The 18,123-nt window shown below is 68.9% G+C and carries 18 protein-coding genes; 17 read left to right on the top strand and 1 reads right to left on the bottom strand.

Annotated elements, in window-relative coordinates; all coding sequences use genetic code 11:
• The first annotated feature begins 202 nt into the window (after positions 1-202).
• From H0X95_RS32430 to H0X95_RS32375, 12 genes are all read left to right on the top strand, one after another.
• A complete protein-coding gene (locus H0X95_RS32430; RefSeq protein ID WP_059723546.1) occupies positions 203-1,150 on the top strand; it encodes a hemerythrin domain-containing protein in 948 nt (315 codons plus the stop codon).
• A gap of 18 nt (positions 1,151-1,168) precedes the next feature.
• Positions 1,169-2,149 carry a quinone oxidoreductase family protein gene (locus H0X95_RS32425; RefSeq protein WP_059723544.1) on the top strand — a complete coding sequence of 327 codons (981 nt, stop codon included), beginning with the start codon at positions 1,169-1,171 and terminating at the stop codon, positions 2,147-2,149.
• A gap of 10 nt (positions 2,150-2,159) precedes the next feature.
• Positions 2,160-3,008 carry a TauD/TfdA dioxygenase family protein gene (locus tag H0X95_RS32420; protein ID WP_006490883.1) on the top strand — a complete coding sequence of 283 codons (849 nt, stop codon included), beginning with the start codon at positions 2,160-2,162 and terminating at the stop codon, positions 3,006-3,008.
• 130 nt (positions 3,009-3,138) lie between these two features.
• Entirely contained in the window at positions 3,139-4,194 is a 1,056-nt protein-coding gene (locus tag H0X95_RS32415; protein ID WP_059723540.1) for a 3-keto-5-aminohexanoate cleavage protein, read from the top strand.
• A 155-nt stretch (positions 4,195-4,349) separates the two neighbouring features.
• Complete coding sequence (locus H0X95_RS32410) at positions 4,350-5,678, top strand: MFS transporter (protein WP_059723536.1); 1,329 nt, start codon at positions 4,350-4,352, stop codon at positions 5,676-5,678.
• A 31-nt stretch (positions 5,679-5,709) separates the two neighbouring features.
• The gene (locus H0X95_RS32405; RefSeq protein ID WP_006483577.1) at positions 5,710-6,285 is read left to right on the top strand and encodes an RBBP9/YdeN family alpha/beta hydrolase; all 576 of its coding nucleotides are present in this window, start codon (positions 5,710-5,712) and stop codon (positions 6,283-6,285) included.
• Between the two features lie 310 nt (positions 6,286-6,595).
• Positions 6,596-7,762: an ABC transporter substrate-binding protein gene (locus H0X95_RS32400; protein ID WP_006483573.1), complete on the top strand. Its 1,167-nt coding sequence runs from the start codon at positions 6,596-6,598 to the stop codon at positions 7,760-7,762.
• Between the two features lie 49 nt (positions 7,763-7,811).
• Positions 7,812-8,891 carry an ABC transporter ATP-binding protein gene (locus H0X95_RS32395; RefSeq protein WP_059723535.1) on the top strand — a complete coding sequence of 360 codons (1,080 nt, stop codon included), beginning with the start codon at positions 7,812-7,814 and terminating at the stop codon, positions 8,889-8,891.
• A gap of 49 nt (positions 8,892-8,940) precedes the next feature.
• The gene (locus tag H0X95_RS32390; protein ID WP_006483578.1) at positions 8,941-9,822 is read left to right on the top strand and encodes an ABC transporter permease; all 882 of its coding nucleotides are present in this window, start codon (positions 8,941-8,943) and stop codon (positions 9,820-9,822) included.
• Positions 9,822-10,745, top strand: a complete 924-nt coding sequence (locus H0X95_RS32385) for an ABC transporter permease (protein WP_006483582.1) — start codon at positions 9,822-9,824, stop codon at positions 10,743-10,745. The genes H0X95_RS32390 and H0X95_RS32385 overlap by 1 nt, the downstream gene beginning before the upstream one ends.
• Before the next feature lie 121 nt (positions 10,746-10,866).
• Complete coding sequence (locus H0X95_RS32380) at positions 10,867-11,304, top strand: hypothetical protein (RefSeq protein WP_059723529.1); 438 nt, start codon at positions 10,867-10,869, stop codon at positions 11,302-11,304.
• 217 nt (positions 11,305-11,521) lie between these two features.
• Complete coding sequence (locus H0X95_RS32375) at positions 11,522-11,734, top strand: hypothetical protein (protein ID WP_006497261.1); 213 nt, start codon at positions 11,522-11,524, stop codon at positions 11,732-11,734.
• A 201-nt stretch (positions 11,735-11,935) separates the two neighbouring features.
• Here H0X95_RS32375 and H0X95_RS32370 read toward each other — a convergent pair whose 3' ends face one another.
• Positions 11,936-12,901, bottom strand: a complete 966-nt coding sequence (locus H0X95_RS32370; protein WP_034201767.1) for a D-2-hydroxyacid dehydrogenase — start codon at positions 12,899-12,901, stop codon at positions 11,936-11,938.
• A 258-nt stretch (positions 12,902-13,159) separates the two neighbouring features.
• Here H0X95_RS32370 and H0X95_RS32365 point away from each other — a divergent pair, with 258 nt between their 5' ends.
• The 5 genes from H0X95_RS32365 to H0X95_RS32345 all read left to right on the top strand — a co-directional run bounded on the left by H0X95_RS32365 (position 13,160) and on the right by H0X95_RS32345 (position 17,772).
• Positions 13,160-14,350, top strand: coding sequence for a CaiB/BaiF CoA transferase family protein (locus H0X95_RS32365; protein ID WP_059723760.1), 1,191 nt, complete (start codon positions 13,160-13,162; stop codon positions 14,348-14,350).
• A gap of 21 nt (positions 14,351-14,371) precedes the next feature.
• Entirely contained in the window at positions 14,372-15,334 is a 963-nt protein-coding gene (locus H0X95_RS32360) for a hydroxymethylglutaryl-CoA lyase (protein WP_059723527.1), read from the top strand.
• A gap of 34 nt (positions 15,335-15,368) precedes the next feature.
• The gene (locus H0X95_RS32355) at positions 15,369-15,752 is read left to right on the top strand and encodes a VOC family protein (protein ID WP_048986531.1); all 384 of its coding nucleotides are present in this window, start codon (positions 15,369-15,371) and stop codon (positions 15,750-15,752) included.
• Positions 15,753-15,955: 203 nt separating this feature from the next.
• Positions 15,956-16,783: an alpha/beta hydrolase gene (locus H0X95_RS32350; protein WP_006497256.1), complete on the top strand. Its 828-nt coding sequence runs from the start codon at positions 15,956-15,958 to the stop codon at positions 16,781-16,783.
• Positions 16,784-16,878: 95 nt separating this feature from the next.
• Positions 16,879-17,772 carry a LysR family transcriptional regulator gene (locus H0X95_RS32345; RefSeq protein WP_006483569.1) on the top strand — a complete coding sequence of 298 codons (894 nt, stop codon included), beginning with the start codon at positions 16,879-16,881 and terminating at the stop codon, positions 17,770-17,772.
• Positions 17,773-18,123: the final 351 nt, after the last annotated feature.

Raw genomic sequence — 18,123 nt, 5'->3', positions numbered from 1 at the left:
CGTCCGGGGTGGGCGTGCGGCAAGGATCGGTCGAACCGCGTTCGTGCGTCAATCCCCCCCGCGACGAGTGGGGCCGCCCCGGCGCGGCGTCGATAGCATGGGTTCCGATGCATGACGAACGCCACGAGGAGGGCACCCATGAAGATCGTATCGACCGGCGCGACGCGTAACGCGCCGACCGCCGGCTGAGCGGAGCGACACGATGTACCGCCATCTGCTCGTGACGGTCGACGACGCGCCCGGCGGCATCGACGCGATCGGCGACGCGCTCGAACTGGCGCGCGCGGTCGGCGCGCGGGTCACGTTCGTGCTGCCCGCCGCCGCGCCGGACTCGCGTTTATCCGGAGCGCAGCTGCCCGGACACGGTGCGAAAGTGGAAGCCGCCGCGCGGGCGCAGGGCCTGTCCCATGGGATCGCGGGGGCCGGCCATCCGGGGGCCGGCCAACCGGGGGCCGGCCATCCGGGGGCCGGCGACGCGTCGCCGGGCGTGCTGGCCGGCGAACTCGGCTGCGACCTGATCGGCGTCGCGGCGCTGCCGCCCGACGCCGATGCGGCGGCCCGCGCGCAGCGACGGCAGTTGCTCGCGACGAGCGGCGTGCCGGTGCTCGTCTGCCCGTCGCGGCGGGCGCCCGCCGCGGCGCGCGTGATCGCGCGCTGCCTCGATGCGCATCGCATGGCCGGGGGGCTGCTGCACGCGCTGGCGGCGCTTGGCGACGCGACGAACGAGCCGCATCGGCAAGCGGCCGACGCACGGCGCGCGCTGGCTGCGCTCGCCGCGCTGCAGAACGCCCGGTTCGGCACGGCCACCGAAGCGCGGCTCTTCGCGGCATTGCGCGTTCGTGCGGAGTGCGTCGCGGCCGAACTGGACGAACTCGACCGTCAGCGCCAGCGCGACACGCACGCCCTCGGCGCGCTCGCGCGGCTCGCCGAAGACGGGCTGCCGTCGGCCGCGTTCGACGCCGCGCTGGCCCGCTATGCGCACGGCGCGTTCGAGCAGATGGGGCGCATCGAAGGCGTGATTTTCCCGGCCGCGCGGCGCTACCTCGGCGACGCCGACTGGACCGGACTGGACGAACCCCCGGCGGACAACGCACCCGCGACGCCGCCGGACACGAACGAACCCGCCGATGCGCGACGCGCATCGGACTGACGATTGACGGAGAACAAGATGGCACATGCAGTGCGATTCCACGAAACCGGCGGCCCCGACGTGCTGCGCTGGGAGACGGTCGACGTCGGCGATCCGGGCGCCGGCCAGGTACGCCTGCGGCACGAGGCGGTCGGCCTGAACTTCGCCGACACGTATTTCCGCAGCGGCCTGTATCCGGTGCCGCTGCCGGCCGGCATCGGCGTCGAGGCGGCCGGCGTGGTCGAGGCCGTCGGCCCCGGCGTGACGAACGTCGCCGTCGGCGACCGTGTGACCTACACGGGCTTCCTGAACACGCTGGGTGCGTACAGCACCGAACGGTTGATCCCCGCCGCGCCGCTCGTCCGGCTGCCGGCCGGCATCGCGTGCGAAACGGCTGCCGCGATGACGATGCGCGGCCTCACGTCGGCCTACCTGCTGCGCCGCATCCATGCGTTCGCGCCGGGCGACACGATCCTGCTGCATGCGGCCGCCGGCGGCGTCGGGCTGATCGTGTCGCAGTGGGCGAAGCTGCTCGGGCTCAACGTGATCGGCACCGTCTCCAGCGAACACAAGGCCGCGATCGCCCGCGCGCACGGCTGCGACCACACGATCGACTACAGCCGCGAGGACGTCGCGAAGCGCGTGCGCGAACTGACGGACGGCGCCGGTGTCGACGTCGTGTTCGACAGCGTCGGCAAGGACACCTTCGAAGGCTCGCTCGATTCGCTGAAGCGGCGCGGGCTGATGGTGTGCGTCGGCACCGCGTCGGGCCCGATCCCGCCGTTCGATCCGCAGCGTCTCGCGATGAAGGGCTCGCTGTACCTGACGCGCCCGGCGCTGGCCGACTACATCGCCGATCCGGCCGAGAAGAACGACCTGGCCGGCGAACTGTTCGCGCACGTCGCGGCCGGCCGCATCAGGATCGAGATCAACCAGCGCTATGCGCTGCAGGACGCCGCGCATGCGCACCGCGATCTCGAATCGCGCAAGACGACCGGTTCGTCGGTGTTCATCGTCTGAGGAGGCGCGCATGCGAGTCGAACCCCTGACCTGCGCGATCGGTGCGGAACTGCTGGACGTGAGCCTCGCCGACGCCGTGCACGACGACGGCCTGTTCGCCGAGATCCGCGCGCAGTTGCTGCGGCATCGCGTGCTGTTCCTGCGCGACCAGGACATCACGCGCGCCGAGCACGTCGCGTTCGCGCGGCGCTTCGGCGAGCTCGAGGATCATCCGGTCGCCGGCAGCGATCCCGAGCACCCCGGGCTCGTGCGGATCTACAAGTCGCCCGACCAGCCGAACGACCGCTACGAGAATGCGTGGCACAGCGATGCGAGCTGGCGCGTGGCGCCGCCGTTCGGCTGCGTGCTGCGCTGTATCGAGGGTCCGCCGGTTGGCGGCGACACGATGTGGGCGAACATGGTGCTCGCGTACGAGCGCCTGCCGGACCACGTGAAGCAGCAGATCGCCGACTTGCGCGCGCGTCACAGCATCGAGGCGAGCTTCGGCGCGGCGATGCCGGTCGACAAGCGCCTCGCGCTGAAGGCGCAGTATCCGGACGCCGAGCATCCGGTCGTGCGCACGCATCCGGAAACCGGCGAGAAGGTGCTGTACGTGAATGCGTTCGCCACGCATTTCACGAACTTCCACACGCCGGCGCGCGTGCGCTACGGGCAGGACGCGAACCCCGGCGCCGGCCAGTTGCTGCAGTACCTGATCAGCCAGGCTTATATCCCCGAATACCAGGTGCGCTGGCGCTGGAAGAAGAACAGCGTCGCGATCTGGGACAACCGCAGCACGCAGCATTACGCGGTGATGGACTACCCGCCGTGCGTGCGCCGGATGGAGCGCGCGGGCATCGTCGGCGACGTGCCGTTCTGAGCGCCACCGCGCGCCGACCGATTCGCCACCCGAGACACGACGCGCCGGGCTCGCCGCCCGGCGTGGCGGGGTACGCACGCCGGTACGGCCTCGTACGCCCGAACCACAACGATTCCCACTGGAGGACGACATGCAATTTCTCGACGATTCGCTGCACCCGGAAAACCAGGACAAGATGGTCATCACGGTCGCGCCGTACGGCCCCGAATGGATGCCCGCCGATTTTCCGGAAGACATTCCGGTGACGATGGACGAGCACGTGCAGAAGGCCGTCGACTGCTACAACGCAGGCGCGACCGTGCTGCACCTGCACGTGCGCGAACTCGACGGCAAGGGCAGCAAGCGGCTGTCGAAATTCAACGAACTGCTCGGCCGGCTGCGCGAAGCGGTGCCGGACATGATCCTGCAGGTCGGCGGCTCGATCTCGTTCGCGCCGGAAGGCGACGGCGCCGAAGCGAAATGGCTGTCCGACGACACGCGCCACATGCTCGCCGAGCTGACGCCGAAGCCCGACCAGGTGACGGTCGCGATCAACACCGTGCAGATGAACATCACCGAGTTGATGAGCCGCAAGGACATCGCCGGCACGTCGCTGAACGAGGCCGCGCTGTGGGACGCCTATCGCGAGATGACGGTGCCCGCCGGCCCCGGCTGGGTCGACGAACACCTGCGCCGCCTGCAGGCGGCCGGCATTCAGCCGCATTTCCAGCTGACCGGCATGCATGCGCTCGAAACGCTCGAACGGATCATCCGGCGCGGCGTCTATCGCGGCCCGCTGAACGTCACGTGGGTCGGCATCGGCGGCGGCTTCGACGGCCCGAATCCGTACAACTTCATGGAATTCGTGCGGCGCTGCCCGGACGGCGCCTGCATCACGCTCGAATCGCTGATGAAGAACGTGCTGCCGATCAACACGGTCGCGATGGCGCTCGGCCTGCATCCGCGCTGCGGGATCGAGGACACGATCATCGACCAGAAGGGCAACCGGATGACGTCGGTGCAGCAGGTCGAGCAGTGCGTACGGATTGCCCGCGAACTCGGCCGCGAGATCGCGACCGGCAAGGAGGCGAAGGCGATCTACCGGATCGGCGTGCAGTACGACGGCGTCGACGAAACGCTCGCGCAGCTCGGGATGGCGCCGAACCGCCGGCCGGGCCAGGTGAGCGTGCCGCTGCGCGCGGCCTGACGCGCAGCGTCCCGGGCGGCCGCGAGCGCCGCCCGCCGATCGAGGTGGCGCGGCACCCATCCTCGCGCGACGCGCGAGGGCAAGCTCCGGGACACGGAGCGGGGCCGCGCAAGCCGCGCCGGCGCATTGCCGCCCCGGTGCCGGAGGAGACACGCATGTTGATTCATCACATCGAGCCGTCGCTGCAGGACCGGACGGCCACCGAGCGGCGCGCGCCTGCGTATGCGTGGCTCGTGTTCGGGCTGACCGTCGGGCTGCTGCTGTCGGACTACATGTCGCGGCAGGTGCTCAACGCGGTGTTTCCGCTGCTCAAGCACGCATGGGCGCTGTCGGACACGCAGCTCGGTTCGCTGTCCGGCGTCGTCGCGCTGCTGGTCGGGCTGCTGACGTTTCCGCTGTCGGTGCTCGCCGACCGTTTCGGGCGCGTGCGCAGCATCGTGCTGATGGCCGCGTTGTGGAGCGTCGCGACGCTCGGCTGCGCGCTGTCGACCAGCTACGCGGAAATGCTGGTCGCGCGCGGCCTCGTCGGGCTCGGCGAAGCCGCGTACGGCAGCGTCGGCGTCGCGCTGATCCTCAGCATCTTTCCGGCCCGGCTGCGCGCGACGCTCACCGGCGCATTCATGGCCGGCGGCGCATTCGGTTCGGTGTTCGGGATGGCGCTCGGCGGGCTGGTCGGCGCGCATCTCGGCTGGCGCTGGTCGTTCGGCGTGATGGCCGCGCTCGGCATCGTGCTGCTCGTCGCGTACCGCTGCGTCGTGACCGAGCGGCGGCTCGCCGCGTACCGCGTCGAATCGTGCCGGCGCGAGGCCGACGCGCCGCGCGATCTGCGCGGCAGCGTGCGGGCGCTGATGTCGGGACTGTTCGCATCGCGCTCGGTGATCTGCGCGTATCTCGGCAGCGGGCTGCACCTGTTCGTGCCGGGCGCGCTGTTCGCGTGGCTGCCGAGCTACCTGAACCGCTACTACGCGATGGCGCCCGACCGCGCGGCCGTGCTTGCGGCCGGCTTCGTGCTGCTCGCGGGCGTCGGGATGGTCGGCTGCGGCATCGTCACCGACCGCGTCGGCCGGGCCGACGGCTCGCGCAAATGGCTGACCGCGATCACGTATTGCGTGCTCACCGGCGTGTGTCTCGCGGTCGCGTTCCGGTTGCCGCCCGGGCCGCCGCAGCTCGCGCTGATCTGCGCGGGCATGCTGGTCGGCGCGGGCTCGTCCGGCGCATCGGGCGCGATGGTCGCGAACCTCACGCCGGCCGCGATCCACGCGTCGGCGTTCGCGACGCTCACGCTCGCGAACAACCTGCTCGGCATGGCGCCGGGTCCGCTGCTGACGGGATGGGCGGCCGATCGCGCCGGGCTCGTCGACGCACTGCAATGGATTCCGGCCGTGCCGCTCGCGGCGGCCGTGCTGTTCGCGATCGGACGCGCGAGCTATGCGGCCGATCTCGCGCGCGTCGAACGCGAACGGCGCGCGACACGACTGTCCTGAACCTTCTTCCTGACCGCTTCCTGGAGGCTGCATGACCCTGGCGACCGCCCCCACCATCCTGATCGTGCCCGGCTTGCGCGATCACGTCGAAGACCATTGGCAGACGCATCTCGAACGACGTCTGCCGAACGCACGCTCCGTCGCGCCGCTCGACGCCGACAAGCTGAGCCGCGCCGCGCGTGTCGCGGCACTCGATGCGGCGCTGGCCGCGATCGACGGGCCGGTGATGCTGGTCGCACACAGCGCGGGCGTGATGATCGTCGTGCACTGGGCGCGGCAGGCCACTCGCGCGATTCACGGGGCGCTGCTCGCGGCGCCGGCCGATCTCGATACGCCGATGCCCGCAGGCTATCCGACGCCCGGCGCGCTCGCCGCGCACGGCTGGACCCCGGTGCCGACCGGGCCGCTGCCGTTTCCGAGCATCGTCGCCGCGAGCCGCAACGATCCGCTCGCGCGCTTCGAACGCGTCGAGACGCTGGCGGCCGGGTGGGGCAGCCGGCTCGTCGATCTCGGCGAGGTCGGGCACCTGAACCCGGCATCCGGCTACGGCGAGTGGCACGATGCGGAGCGGTGGATCGGGGAAGTGGCGACGCTTCGCGCGGCCTGACGGAAGATCCATCCGCCGTGCGCCGGCCCGACCGGGGCGGCGCGCGCCGGCCGGGGGCCGCACTGGCCGCCATGCGACCCGACGCGATACCGTTTCGCCACGCGCTGAGATACGACGTCTTAACACGCCGCACCACGCGATCCCGTGGTCCCCGGCAAGCCGGTCGCCACACAATTCCTTAACAAACGGAAGGTTTTTGTCAGGGAAAGTCCCGCCCCGCAATCCGTGGTTTTTTGTTGACCGACATCGTATAACGCCGTCATGATTTCCTGACAAGAAAGGTCCCATCCACCGACCGAAGTGAGGAGACATGAACACCACCCCGATCGCTCGCCGTGTCCGCCGGATCGCACTCGCCCTGGGCTTCACGCTGTCGGCTGCCGCGGCCGTGGCAGCCCCCGTATCGCTGAACATCGTCGACGTGGCCGGCAACCTGCAGCTCACGCAGAAGGCCATCGAGGCGTTCAAGGAGAAGAATCCGACCCTCGTGTCGAACGTCACGTTCACGAATGCGCCCGCGCCGCAGTTGCCGGGCAAGATCAAGGCGATGCAGGCGGCGGGGCGCTCCGACATCGACCTCGTGCTGACGGGCACCGACGCGCTGGCCGCCGGCATCGAGCAGAACCTGTGGCAAAAGCTCCTGCCCGACAACGCGGGGGCGCTCCCCGGCGTGCTCGACAAGTACGCGCCGGGCCCGCGCAAGATGCAGGATCTCGCGCAGGGCTACGGCCTCGAAGTCACCTACATGCCGGCCGGCCCGCTGCTCGAATACAACCCGGCGAAGGTCAGCGACCCGCCGAAGACGCCCGACCAGTTGCTCGCGTGGTGCAAGGCGCACCCGAACAAGCTGATCTATGCGCGCCCGGCGAACTCGGGCCCCGGCCGCACGTTCCTGATGGGGCTGCCGTACGTGCTCGGCGACAAGAATCCGCAGGACCCGATCAACGGCTGGGACAAGACCTGGGCGTTCCTGAAACAGTTGAACGACTGCGTGCCGTATTACCCGGGCGGCACGTCGGCGGTGATGAAGGAGCTCGGCGAAGGCACGCGCGACATGACCGTGACCGTCACCGGCTGGGACCTCAACCCGCGCGCGCTCGGCATCGTGCCGGCCGAATTCAAGATCCAGGCGTTCGACAACATGACGTGGGTGAACGACGCGCACTACATGGTGATCCCGAAGGGGGTGCCGAAGGAAAAACTGGACGTGCTGTTCAAGCTGATGAACTTCCTGCTCGAACCGGCGCAGCAGGCGATGACCTACGACGACGGCTACTTCTATCCGGGCCCGGCGGTGAAGGGCGTGACGCTCGAGATGGCGCCCGCCCACAGCCAGGAAGTGATCAGGAAATTCGGCCGCCCCGAATACGCGAAGCTGCTCGCCGACCGTCCGCACGTGCAGCCGCTCAACGCGCAGGCGATGGTCGCCGCGTTCCAGAAATGGGATCGCGAGATCGGGTCGCAAAAATCGAAATGACGCCTGAACCGGCGGGCGCCGCGGCGCCCGCGTCGATGGAGTTCGCGCAATGAAGCACAGTTTCGAACAATTGCGGCTCGACGGTGTATGCCGCAGTTTCACCAATACGGAAGGCGCGCAGGTCGCCGCGCTGAACGGGCTCGACCTCGAGATCCGGCGCGGCGAGTTCATCGCGCTGCTCGGCCCGTCGGGCTGCGGCAAATCGACCGCGCTGAACTGCATCGCCGGGCTGCAGCCGCTCACGCGCGGCGGCATCTGGCTCGACGACGTGCGCATCGACGTGCTGCCGCCCGAGCGGCGTGGTTTCGGGATGGTGTTCCAGAACTACGCGTTGTTTCCGCACATGTCGGTGCTCGACAACGTCGGCTTCGGCCTCAAGATGCGCGGCGTGCCGAAGCAGGAAACGCGGCGGCGCGCGCAGCAGGCGCTCGAACTCGTGCAACTCGTCGGCCACGAGGGCAAGCTGCCCGGGCAATTGTCGGGCGGGCAGCAGCAGCGTGTCGCGATCGCGCGTGCGATCGTGATCGAGCCGCCGCTCGTGCTGATGGACGAGCCGTTGTCGAACCTCGACACGAAACTGCGCATCGAGATGCGCGCGGAGATCCGCCGCATCCACACGCAGCTCGAACGCGCGACGATCTACGTGACGCACGACCAGGACGAGGCGCTGTCGATGGCCGACCGCATCGTCGTGATGAAGGAGGGCGTCGTGCAGCAGGTCGCGTCGCCGAAGGACGTCTACACGCGCCCGCACAACCTGCATGTCGCGCGCTTCATGGGCTATCGCAACGTGCTGCCGTTTACGCTCGCAGGAATGGCTGGCGAGTACGTGAACGTCACGTCGGGCGGCGTGCGCCTCACCGGTGTGCCGATGGCCGGCTTCGACGCGAAGGAGGTCGTGGTCGCGCTGCGTCCGGACGACATCGAGCGCGCGGAAGCCGTTGCCGACAACGCGTTCGACGCGACCGTCGAGACGGTCGAATACGGCGGCCGCGACTCGCTGATCCGCGCGATCACGCCGTTCGGTGCGGTCTGGGCCCGTATGGCCGGCGAGTTCACGGAAGGTGAACCGCTGCGGCTGCGCGTCGCGCCGGCGCGCACGCTGGTCTATGCGGGAGACGTCCGATGACCGGATTGCGCCAACCGGCATGCGCGGCGACGTCGCGCCCGGAGGCCGCATGAGCACGCTCGCGACCGGCGGCGCGCCGCGCGACGCGAAAGCCTGGCTCGTCACGCCGGCGCTCGCGTTCATCGCCGCGCTGTTCATCTATCCGTTCGCGTACGGCCTCGTGCTGTCGTTCCAGCCGACGAACGCGACGAACGGCGGCGGCGCGCTCGCGAACTACGTGCAGTTCTTCACCGACACCGCGATGTGGCCGACCGTGCTCGTCACGCTGAAGCTCGCGGTGCCGGCGACGCTGCTCAACGTCGGCATCGCGGTGCCCGTCGCGTTCGCGCTGCGCCGCAATTCGCCGTACCAGAAATTCGTCACGACGCTGCTCGTGATTCCCGTCACGCTCGGCACGGTGCTCGTCGCGGACGGGATGCTCACGTATTTCGGGCCGAACGGCTGGTTCCCGCAGGCGCTGCAGGGGCTGCACCTGTACACCGACGAAGTGCGCCTCACGCACAACTACTGGGGCGTGCTGCTGTCGCTGATCGTGTCGGGTTTTCCGTTCGCGTTCCTGCTGATGCTGTCGTACATCAGCGGCATCGACCCGACGCTCGCGCGCGCGGCCGCGACGCTCGGCGCGAACCCGTGGCAGCAGTTCCGGCAGATCTACCTGCCGCTGCTCGTGCCGGGGCTCACGATGGCCGCGTGCCTGTCGTTCGTGCAGGCGTTCTCGGTGTTTCCGTCGGCCGTGCTGCTCGGCGCGCCCGCCGGGCCGACCCGCGTGATCTCGATCGCGGCCGCCGAAGCCGCGTTCGAAAGCTACGACTATTCGCTCGCGTCGGCGATCGCGATCGTGATGGGTTTCGTGCAGTTGCTGGTGGTCGCGTCGATGCTCGGCGCGCGCCGCTTCTTCTATACGGGCGCGGTGACGGGAGGCAAGGGCTGATGGCGACCGACAATCATGCCGCTCGCACGTGGCCGCCGAAACACGATGCGCCCGACGCGCGGCCCGTCGACACCGGAAAACCGCAGCGGATGAACAACCACCTCGCCGGCCGCGCATGGAAGGCGCTCGTCTGGGGGCTGATGGCGTTCTTCCTGCTGAACGTGATGCTGCTGATCGCGACCGTCGCGGTGAACTCGGTCGCGACGCGCTGGTTCGGCACGCCGTTGCCGCAGGGCTTCACGCTGCGCTGGTATGCGAAGGCGTGGGAAGACTTCCAGCTCGCGAGCGTGCTGTGGGTGACCGTCGAGGTCGTCGGCGCGGTCGTGCTGCTGTCGATCGCGCTCGGCGTGCCGGCCGCGTATGCGCTCGCGCGCGTGCAGTTCCGCGGCAAGCGCTTCGCGCTGCTGGTGTTCCTGCTGCCGCTGATGGTGCCGCCCGTCACGTACGGGATTCCGATGGCGACCGTGATGTACAAGATCGGACTCGCGGGCACGCTGCCAGGCGTGATCCTCGCGAACCTGGTGCCGGCGCTGCCGTTCGTGATCCTCGTGATGACGCCGTTCATCGAGCAAATCGATCCGAACCTCGAAGCCGCCGCGCGCATCTTCGGCGCGAACACGTGGCGCTATTTCCGCTACGTGCTGCTGCCACTGCTGGTGCCCGGCATGCTCGCGGCCGGGCTGCTCGTGCTGGTGCGCACGATCGGGATGTTCGAGCTGACGTTCTTCACCGCGGGCCCGAGCACGCAGACGCTCGTCGTCGCGCTGTATTACGCGGTGTTCTCGACCGGCGTGCGCGCGCCGCAGTCGATCGACGCGATGGCGATGATCTACATGGCCATCACGCTCGTATGGGTCGTGATCGCGCTGCAGTTCGTCAGTCCGACGCAACTCGTGAGCCGCGTGAAGCAGGAGCGGCAGTAGGCGAGGGCGTCGCACGATCGCGCCGGGCCGCCGGGCAGCGTGCAATTGGTTACAAATGGATACCGCACACGACCCGGGGACGTTGCAGACTACGCGGCGTTCACCCGATCGACGGATATCCATGAAGTTTCATACGCTGCTGACACTCGCCGGCGTCTCGACGCTGCTGGCCGCCTGTAACCTGCTTCACGACGGCCCCGGATCGAGCGACGTCGACGCCGCCGTGCGCCGCGCGCTCGAAGCGGAAAACCACGGCGGCCTGAACGCGCTGTTCGGCCAGCCGCTGCCCGTGTCGGCCGACGTCGTGTCGGCGAAACCCGACGGCGACTGCAAGAAACTCGGCGATCGCACGTATTCGTGCGACGTCGTGGTCACGTGGCGCAACGCCGATTACTCGCCGTCGCGCGCGAACCTGACCTTCGTGAAGGCGGCCGACGGTTCGTGGCAGACGTCGGGCGTCGACGCGGCGCTCGTGACGGGTACCGCGAAGTCGCTGATCGACCATATCGGCAAGGCGTGGCCCGGCAACGCGGCGAGCGGTGCGTCGGCGTCGGAGTGACGTGACGCAGCGGGCCGGTAACGCGCCCGCGGCAAGCCGCTTTCTCGTCCTCGAGCAGCCCGCCTCGGCCTTGCCGGCCGCCCCGGCCGCATGTCCTGAAAAAAGGGCGCAATCTTCGGTTCCATCTCGTTTGAACGCATCCTCGGTATGCGGGCAGGGCTATAGGGAAAACCCTTATCTCAAGGTATAATTACGGGCTGAGAGAAAGGTCCACATCATGCCTGAACGTTTCCAAACCCTTGAAAAATTTGTGTTTTCCCTCGTTGTGATGTCCGCCGTCGTGTGCTCGGCCTTCCTTGCGTACGAGCGTCACCCCGAGATCAAGATCGCGCTGCACGAAGGCGAAGCGCTGATGCGCGAGAGCGCGAAGTACTCGGTCATCTGCTCGCCGTCCAAGGTCGATCCTTGCGTCGAGATGTCCGCTTACTGAGCGTGCTTTCCGCTTTTCGGACCTGCACGACATCACTGCCGGTCTGAATACCCTGAAGTCGTCTCGTCACGTATTCGGAAACCCGCAGCAAGACAGCGCGAATGCACGAACCCGTTACGTGCCGGGTCGCTGGCGTGAGCAGCCCCGCATCCTGTCGGCCCCGCTTCGAGCAATCGAGCGGGGCCGTTCCGTTTGTACGTGTCACACGACGTGCCGCGGCTCGCCGTCGACGAACGCGGCGACGTTGTCGACCAGCTGATCGGCCAGCGCCTGCATCGCCTCGTCGCTCGCCCACGCGACGTGCGGCGTCAGGATGAACGCCGGATGCGACAGGATCGCGTGAAACGGATGCGCGGCCGGCAGCGGCTCCTGCGTGACCACGTCGAACCCCGCGCCCGCGATCTGCCCCGACTGCAATGCATCGACGAGCGCGCTTTCGTCCACGAGCCCGCCGCGCGCGGTATTGATCAGCAGCGGCCGGCGCGCCATCCGCGCGAATGCGTGCGCGTCGATCAGGTGCCGCGTCGCGGGCGTGAGCGGGCAGTGCAGCGTGATCACGTCGCTGTCGCGCAGCAGCGTGTCGAGCGGTACATGACCGTCACCCGCTGCGTCGCCGTGCGCCGCGAACAGCACCCGCATGTCGAGCGCACGCGCGATGGCGGCCACCGCGCGCCCGAGTACGCCGTCGCCGACGATCCCGAGCGTCGACCCGGCCAGGTCGCGAATCGGATGATCGAAGAAGCAGAACTGTCCGCTGTCGAGCCAGCGCCCGGCGCGCACCGCGTCGCGGTAAGCGACGAGGCTGCGGCGCAGCGCGAAGATCAGCGCGAACGTGTGCTCGGGCACCGTGCGCACCGCATAGCCGCGAATATGGCTCACGACGATCCCGCGCGACGCACACGTATCGAGATCGACGATGTCGGTGCCGGTCGCCGCGATCGCGATCATCCGCAACTGCCGCGCGCCGGCGAGGGCCGTCGCGTCGAGCCGTACCTTGTTGGTCACGACGATGTCCGCGTCGCGGATGCGCGCCGCGACTTCGTGCGCGGCTGTCCGGTCGAACGTCTGCCATGCGTGCGGAAACGGAAACGGCTTCAGCACCGTCTGCGGCGACAGCGTCGCGCGGTCGAGGAACACGATCTTCGCGGGAGAGGAAACGGAAAACATGGCGGGTCTCGCTGGCAGGCGCCGGTGGCGCGGAACGGCATCGATTGTGCCGGCGGCGCGCGCGCCGTCGTTTGACCGTTGCGCGAGCGCGCTTTCCCGCCAGGAAAGGCGGATGCCTCGCACATGGCCGCCGCCGTGCTCGCGCCAACGCGCACCTTTCCGTTTCGGAAAGGCGGGTTGACCATCGATCGATTTTCGCCGGGCGCGAACGCGGTCATGATCGCCGTCATCGACAACACGATTTCATCGGAGACAGTCATGACACGCCCCCTGGACGGCATCCGCGTGCTGGAGCTTGGCCAACTGATCGCCGGGCCGTTCGCGGGCCGGATGCTCGCCGAATTCGGCGCGGACGTCATCAAGGTCGAGCCGCCCGGCGTCGGCGATCCGCTGCGCAAATGGCGGCTGCTGCACGACGGCACGTCGGTCTGGTGGGCCGCGCAGTCGCGCAACAAAACCTCGCTCACGCTCGACCTGCGCACGCCCGAAGGGCAGGACGTCGTGCGCCGCCTCGTCGCCGACACCGACGTGCTGATCGAAAACTTCCGGCCCGGCACGCTCGAAGGCTGGGGGCTCGGCTGGGACGCGCTGTCCGCGATCAACCCGGGGCTCGTGATGCTGCGCGTGTCGGGCTTCGGGCAGACGGGCCCGTATCGCGACCGCCCCGGCTTCGGCGTGATCGCCGAGGCGATGGGCGGGCTGCGCCACCTGACCGGCGAACCGGGCCGCACGCCGGTGCGCGTCGGCATCTCGCTCGGCGATTCGCTGTCGGCACTGCACGGCGTGATCGGCGTGCTGCTCGCGTTGCGCCATCGCGAGCAGCAGGGCGGCAAGGGGCAGGTCGTCGACGTCGCGCTGTACGAATCGGTGTTCAACCTGATGGAAAGCCTGCTGCCCGAATATGCGGCGTTCGGCGCGGTGCGCGAGCCGGCCGGCAGCAGCCTGCCCGGCATCGCGCCGACCAACGCGTACCGTTGCCGCGATGGCAAGTACGCGCTGATCGCCGGCAACGGCGACAGCATCTTCCGGCGCCTGATGGAGCTGATCGGCCGCCCCGATCTCGGCCACGATCCGGCGCTCGCGCACAACGACGGACGCGTCGCGCAGGTCGCGCGCATCGATGCGGCGATCGGCGAGTGGAGCGCCCGCCACGACCTCGACGACGTGCTCGCCGCGCTGAACGACGCGCGCATTCCGTCCGGACGCATCTACGACGTGGCCGACATCGCGGCCGATCCGCACTACCGTGCGCGCGACATGATCGTCGACGCCGCGCTGCCCGACGGCACGCCGGTGCTCGTGCCGGGCATCGTGCCGAAACTCGACGCGACGCCCGGACGCATCGAGCGGCCGGCGCCCGCGCTCGGCGCGGATACCGACGCGGTACTCGAATCGCTCGGCATCGACGCGGCGACGCGCGACGACTGGCGCACGCGCGGCGTGATCTGAAACGGCCACCGGAACGAAGACATGAACCTGCATCCGCACCGACTCCATCTCCACGAAGTCGCGACCCGCGACGGTTTCCAGAACGAAGCGGCATTCGTCGACACCGACGACAAGATCGCGCTCGTCGACGCGCTGAGCGCATGCGGCTACGCGAAGATCGAGGTCACGTCGTTCACGTCGCCGAAGGCGATTCCCGCGCTGCGCGACGCGGAAGCCGTGATGCATGGCATCGCGCGCGCACCGGGCGTCGTCTATACGGTGCTCGTGCCGAACGTGCGCGGCGCCGAGCGCGCGCTGTCGTGCGGTGTCGACGAGGTGAACCTCGTGATGTCGATGAGCGAGAGCCACAACCGCGCGAACCTGCGGATGACGCGCGAGCAGTCGTTCGCGCAATTGCGCGACGTGATCGACGCCGTGCGCGGCACGGGTGTCGCGATCAACGTGTCGCTGTCGACCGCGATGGGCTGCCCGATGGAAGGCGACGTGCCGGCCGAAACGGTGCTCGCGTGGATGCAGCGCTTCGCGGAGCTCGGCGTGCACGGCTTCACGCTGTGCGACACGACCGGCATGGCGTTCCCGTCGCAGGTGCGCGATTTGTCCCGCCGCGCACGCGAGCGCTTCCGCGCGCTGCAGCTCACGCTGCACTTCCACAACACGCGCGGGATGGCGCTCGCGAACACGCTGGCGGCGCTCGACGCCGGCATCGACCGCTTCGACGCGTCGCTCGGCGGGCTCGGCGGCTGCCCGTACGCGCCGGGTGCGACCGGCAACGTGTGCACCGAGGAACTGGTGCACATGCTCGAGCTCGACGGCTACGATACGGGCATCGACCTCGCGGCCGTGCTCGCCGCGTCGGCACGGCTGCCCGCGCTGATCGGGCACGACGTGCCGAGCCAGATCCTGAAGGCCGGCCGCCGCTCGGACCTTCATCCGCCGCCGTGCGCCGGCGCCGGCGACATGCCCGCGCAACGCGCTTTCTCGTGAATCGTGAACCACCACAGGAACAGGAGCGAATTCCATGGCGCTGATTGACCACCTCGATCATCTCGTGCTGACCTGCGTCGATCCGGAACGGACCCGGCATTTCTACACCGAGGTGCTGCAGATGCAGCTCGAAACCTTCGGCGCGGGCCGGCTCGCGTTCCGGTTCGGCAACCAGAAGATCAACCTGCACGTGCGCGGCGCGGAGTTCGAGCCGAAAGCGCATGTGCCGGTGCCCGGCGCGCTCGATCTGTGCTTCATCGCGTCGGTGCCGCTCGACGACGTGATCGCGCACCTGCGGCGCGTCGGCTGGCCGATCGTCGAAGGGCCCGTCGAACGCACGGGCGCGACGCAGAAGATCCGTTCGATCTACGTGCGCGATCCCGACCTGAACCTGATCGAAATCTCCGAGCCGATCTGACCTGCCGGATGCGGTTGCGCGCACGCCGCCATATTCGTTCGCCGAAAGCGGACAGGCACGCGCCGCGCCCGCCGATTCCGGATAGCCGCGCGCGGCCGCGCTGCGGATAATGGTGCAACGGTGTCGGCCAGGCCGCCGCCTTCGCCGCGCGCTCGGGACGACCGTGCCGCGCGCTTCCGCAACCCGATCCAGGCGCTTCCCGAATGACGATCCTCTATCGCGGTATGGACCGCGCGGCGCTCGACGCCGCGTACCTGAACACGAAGGCCGTTCCCGATTTCCCCGCATTGCTCGCGTCATGCCAGGCGCGCAGTGCGGCGCTGTACGCAGCGACGCCCGGCCGCCGCGACCTGCGTTACGGCGCGCAACCCGCGCAGCGTTTCGACTGGCTGCCGTGCGGGCAGCCCGACGCGCCGCTGTTCGTGTTCATCCACGGCGGCTACTGGCAGCACTGCACGAAAGAGGATTTCGCGTATGCGGCGAGCGGGCCGCTCGCGCGCGGCTACGACGTCGTGCTCGCCGAATACACGCTCGCGCCGGTCGCGACGATGACCGATATCGTCGGCGAGATCGGCGCGCTGCTCGACCATCTCGCGGCCGACCGCGACGGCCTCGGCATCGCGGGGCGACCGATCCATCTGAGCGGCCATTCGGCGGGCGGCCATCTGACGGCGATGCATCGCGCGCACCCGGCCGTGGCGTCGGCGCTTGCGATCAGCCCGCTCGTCGATCTCGAACCGATCGCACTGTGCTGCCTGAACGACAAGCTGCAACTCACCGCGCACGAAGTCGACGCATACAGTCCGCTGCATCACATCGGGCCCGGCGCCCCGACCGTCGTGGCGGTGGGCGAGGCCGAACTGCCCGAACTCGTCCGGCAGGCAGACGAATACGCGACGGCGTGCGAAGCCGCCGGCGAGCGGATCGCCCGCACGTGGCTGCCCGGCATGCAGCACTTCGCGGTGCTCGACGATCTCGCGACACCCGACGGCGCGATGCTCGCCGCATTGCACGCCATCGCGCCGCGTTAGCCGCGCCGTATCGCACGCGCACGGCCGGGCGTATGATCGGCGTCAGGCCGGCGCGATGACGGCGTCCCGCGCACGGCCTTCCAGGATTCCACGACATGGTGAACCCGCTTCATTTCGATCTGCAGTCGCTGCGCGTGTTCGCGCTCGTCGCCGAGCACGGCAGCCTGACGAAGGCGGCCGAACACGGCCAGCTCACGCTGTCCGCGGTCAGCAAGCGCATCGCCGAACTCGAAAGCGTGACCGGCAGCGCGCTGTTCGTCCGGCATGCGCGCGGCGTCGAGCTGACGCCCGCGGGCAGGGCACTGCTCGATCATGCGGCGAAGGTGATCGAGCAGGTCAACCGGATGGCGCACGAGATGAGCGACTACGTCGCCGGCGTGCGCGGCCATATCCACGTCTGGACCAACACGTCCGCGATCGTCCAGTTCCTGCCCGCCGATCTCGCCGCGTTCCTCACCGACAACCCCGGCATCAAGGTCAGCCTCGAGGAGCGGCTGAGCCACGAGATCGTCGACGCGCTCGCGTCGGGCAAGGCCGATCTCGGCGTATTCGCGGACAACGTGCCGGCGCCCGGCATCGAACGGCGGCTCTACCGGCGCGACGAGCTCGTGCTGCTCGTGCCGCGCACGCACCGGTTTGCCGCGCGCGACGGCATCCGCTTCGCGGATACGCTCGACGAGGACTACGTGGGCTTGAGCGACGGCAGCTCGCTGCTCGCGCGCATGACCGACGCCGCGTTCGCGGCCGAGCGCTCGCTGAAGTTGCGGATCCAGGTATCGAATTTCGACGGTGTGAGCCGGATGATCGAGGCGGGGCTCGGCATCGGCGTGTTGCCGCGCGATGCGGTGACCGGCGAACGCGCGGCGCGGCTCGGTGTCGTGAAGCTCGACGACGCGTGGGCGACGCGCACGCTGTGGGTCGGCGTGAAAGCTGGCACCGTGCTGACGACCGACGTCGCGAAGCTGTTCGATTTCATGTCGGCGCGGTGAAGCGGAGCTGCCCGCGGTTAAAACGGTTCGGTGCGGGCGCCCGGGAACGCGATCATCGGTTCGCGTTCGAGCCTGTTTCAGACGTTCTGCTCATTTCCTCGAAAGGTTGATCTGGGGCCGCCCAATGAACGAATCGAGCTACCGCATCATTATCGCCTTTGCCTGCTTAACTTATGGCATCGGGATATCCGCAATCATGGCATTTCGTCCGGAACGGATATTGGCTTTCTATTGCAGATCGAAGGCCTGGCGATGGTCGTACAAATTCTTTTACAACATGTCTCCGGAAGACATCATGTCGGCCACGATGGTTCGAATCACCCGATTCCAGGGGGGGGTGGGGCTGGTGTT

It is taken from the genome of Burkholderia sp. 9779_493, from assembly GCF_015712215.1.
Taxonomy (GTDB): Bacteria; Pseudomonadota; Gammaproteobacteria; order Burkholderiales; family Burkholderiaceae; genus Burkholderia; species Burkholderia cenocepacia.
This window is presented reverse-complemented; position numbering and strand designations above follow the sequence as displayed.

Coding starts and splice junctions, on each gene's coding strand:
- H0X95_RS32430 (WP_059723546.1), top strand. CDS start 203: ATGTACCGCCATCTGCTCGTGACGGTCGACGACGCGCCCGGCGGCATC.
- H0X95_RS32425 (WP_059723544.1), top strand. CDS start 1,169: ATGGCACATGCAGTGCGATTCCACGAAACCGGCGGCCCCGACGTGCTG.
- H0X95_RS32420 (WP_006490883.1), top strand. CDS start 2,160: ATGCGAGTCGAACCCCTGACCTGCGCGATCGGTGCGGAACTGCTGGAC.
- H0X95_RS32415 (WP_059723540.1), top strand. CDS start 3,139: ATGCAATTTCTCGACGATTCGCTGCACCCGGAAAACCAGGACAAGATG.
- H0X95_RS32410 (WP_059723536.1), top strand. CDS start 4,350: ATGTTGATTCATCACATCGAGCCGTCGCTGCAGGACCGGACGGCCACC.
- H0X95_RS32405 (WP_006483577.1), top strand. CDS start 5,710: ATGACCCTGGCGACCGCCCCCACCATCCTGATCGTGCCCGGCTTGCGC.
- H0X95_RS32400 (WP_006483573.1), top strand. CDS start 6,596: ATGAACACCACCCCGATCGCTCGCCGTGTCCGCCGGATCGCACTCGCC.
- H0X95_RS32395 (WP_059723535.1), top strand. CDS start 7,812: ATGAAGCACAGTTTCGAACAATTGCGGCTCGACGGTGTATGCCGCAGT.
- H0X95_RS32390 (WP_006483578.1), top strand. CDS start 8,941: ATGAGCACGCTCGCGACCGGCGGCGCGCCGCGCGACGCGAAAGCCTGG.
- H0X95_RS32385 (WP_006483582.1), top strand. CDS start 9,822: ATGGCGACCGACAATCATGCCGCTCGCACGTGGCCGCCGAAACACGAT.
- H0X95_RS32380 (WP_059723529.1), top strand. CDS start 10,867: ATGAAGTTTCATACGCTGCTGACACTCGCCGGCGTCTCGACGCTGCTG.
- H0X95_RS32375 (WP_006497261.1), top strand. CDS start 11,522: ATGCCTGAACGTTTCCAAACCCTTGAAAAATTTGTGTTTTCCCTCGTT.
- H0X95_RS32370 (WP_034201767.1), bottom strand. CDS start 12,901: ATGTTTTCCGTTTCCTCTCCCGCGAAGATCGTGTTCCTCGACCGCGCG.
- H0X95_RS32365 (WP_059723760.1), top strand. CDS start 13,160: ATGACACGCCCCCTGGACGGCATCCGCGTGCTGGAGCTTGGCCAACTG.
- H0X95_RS32360 (WP_059723527.1), top strand. CDS start 14,372: ATGAACCTGCATCCGCACCGACTCCATCTCCACGAAGTCGCGACCCGC.
- H0X95_RS32355 (WP_048986531.1), top strand. CDS start 15,369: ATGGCGCTGATTGACCACCTCGATCATCTCGTGCTGACCTGCGTCGAT.
- H0X95_RS32350 (WP_006497256.1), top strand. CDS start 15,956: ATGACGATCCTCTATCGCGGTATGGACCGCGCGGCGCTCGACGCCGCG.
- H0X95_RS32345 (WP_006483569.1), top strand. CDS start 16,879: ATGGTGAACCCGCTTCATTTCGATCTGCAGTCGCTGCGCGTGTTCGCG.